Below are 2,205 nucleotides of genomic sequence, written 5' to 3'. Positions count from 1 at the left end.
CAAATGAAGAGGCTTCAAAACTGGTGCAAGACTTATTTATGAATGACTATTTTAGAGTGTACACAAATGAAGATATCATTGGTGTTGAATTAGGTGCAGCTCTAAAAAATATCATTGCCCTAGGAGCTGGAGCATTACAAGGAATAGGTTATGGAGATAACGCAAAGGCGGCTTTAATGACTAGAGGGTTAGCTGAGATAAGCCGTTTAGGTGTAGCTTTTGGAGCTGATCCCATTACATTTCTTGGATTGAGTGGAGTCGGAGATTTAATTGTTACATGTACTAGTGTCCATTCTAGAAACTGGAGAGCCGGACATATGTTGGGTAAAGGCAATAGCTTGAAAGAAGTCCTTGAAAGCATGGGAATGGTTGTAGAAGGCATTGCAACAACTAAAGCAGCTTATGAATTAGCCAAACAAAAAGAAATTGAAATGCCAATCACTGCAGCAATCTACGAAGTGTTGTATAATGGAGCTAAAGTGGAAGATACAATTGCTTCTTTAATGCAACGAGACGGCAAAGCAGAAGCCTAATTCAAGAGAGGCGCACTATTATAATCATATTGGAGGAATTAAAACTATGCAAAAAGTACGTAAAGCAATTATCCCGGCAGCAGGTTTAGGAACACGATTTTTACCTGCAACAAAAGCAATGGCTAAAGAAATGCTGCCGATCGTAGATAAACCAACGATTCAATTCATCGTGGAAGAAGCCATCAATTCAGGAATTGAAGATATTTTGATTGTTACTGGGAAAAGCAAACGTCCGATCGAGGATCACTTTGACTCTAATCCAGAATTAGAAGCAAATCTAAAAGCTAAAGATAAAATGGAATTATTAGAACTAGTTGAAGAAACAACTGGATTAAATCTATTCTTTGTTCGTCAATCTTATCCAAAAGGTTTAGGCGATGCGGTATTACAAGCTAAAGCATTTGTTGGAAATGAACCTTTTGTGGTCATGCTTGGAGATGACTTGATGGAAGATGAAGTTCCGTTAACTAAACAATTGATCAATGGATACGATAAAACACATGCATCTAACATCGCAGTTATGAAGGTACCGCATGAAGAAACTTCTAAATATGGAATTATCGACATCGAAGGACAAGTTGATGAGTCTACGTATAACGTTCGTCGCTTTGTTGAAAAGCCAAATCCAGAAGATGCACCAAGTGATTTAGCAATCATTGGTCGTTACTTATTAACTCCTGAGATTTTCGATATTTTAGAAACTCAAGAACCAGGGGCTGGAAATGAAATCCAATTGACAGATGCGATTGATACTTTGAACAAAACACAACGCGTATTTGCTCATGAGTTTAAAGGTACTCGTTACGATGTCGGAGATAAATTCGGTTTCTTAAAAACAAGTATCCAATATGGATTGAAACATCCAGAAATCAAAGATTCATTAAATGAATATATTATTGAATTGGGCAAGAAATTAGAAAATGAATAAAATTAGATAGCCTAACAAAAAAGATGAACGCATAGCGGTTCATCTTTTTTTGCATTTATCCTAACGGACAAGACCTATTAAAAAAGCACTCTATATGATATACTGATAAGCAAATGTTCACTAAGAGGAGGATTGCACATGTCTGAAATAGAAAAACAACAAGCAACGATCATAGAAGTTATTCCAACAAGCGAATTTTATTTTAAACGCGGAATAACAGCATTTCAAAAGAATGAAATGGACCGTGCAAAAAAATACTTCTCGCGAGCGGTCACTTTGTCTAAGAATGAAGAAGAGACTATTTTTGCTTCTTGTCAGTTAGCTATTTGCTATCAACATACTGGTAATTACGATGAATCTATTGAAATCTTAGAGGATTTGATTGAAAATAGTGGCGATATTTTTTCGGAGGCTTATTATTTTCAAGCAAACAACTATGCTTTTATAGAAGATTTAGAGCAGTCATTGATATTAGTAGAACAATACCTTGCACTTGACCCAGACGGCGATTTTTTTGAAGAAGCAACTGAATTGCAAGAAACACTAAAAATGGAATTAAATGAATTCTAATGGAATGATTAAATTACTTCTAATTTGTAAGCAAATGTGTAGTAATTTTAGTTGAAAAGATGTAAAGTAAAATGAAATGATTAAGGGAAATGAGGGGTTAATAAAATGGAAACAGAAGAAAAAATTTATGATGTTGTCGTTATTGGAAGCGGCCCAGCAGGCATGACAGCTGCT

Annotated in this window: 3 protein-coding genes; all 3 read left to right on the top strand. The window is 35.6% G+C overall.

Annotated features, from left to right (window positions below):
- On the top strand, positions 1-533 hold a 533-nt coding region (locus ABS911_RS14975; protein WP_350468214.1), incomplete at its 5' end, for an NAD(P)H-dependent glycerol-3-phosphate dehydrogenase.
- 46 nt (positions 534-579) lie between these two features.
- On the top strand, positions 580-1,461 hold the full coding sequence (gene galU / locus ABS911_RS14970) for a UTP--glucose-1-phosphate uridylyltransferase GalU (RefSeq protein ID WP_350452458.1): 882 nt from the start codon (positions 580-582) through the stop codon (positions 1,459-1,461).
- A gap of 138 nt (positions 1,462-1,599) precedes the next feature.
- Positions 1,600-2,031 carry a tetratricopeptide repeat protein gene (locus tag ABS911_RS14965; RefSeq protein ID WP_301426294.1) on the top strand — a complete coding sequence of 144 codons (432 nt, stop codon included), beginning with the start codon at positions 1,600-1,602 and terminating at the stop codon, positions 2,029-2,031.
- The last annotated feature ends 174 nt before the right edge of the window (positions 2,032-2,205 follow it).

It is taken from the genome of Carnobacterium sp., from assembly GCF_040274425.1.
Note: the sequence above shows the minus strand (reverse complement) of the source record. Positions and strands in the feature narration are given on the sequence as shown.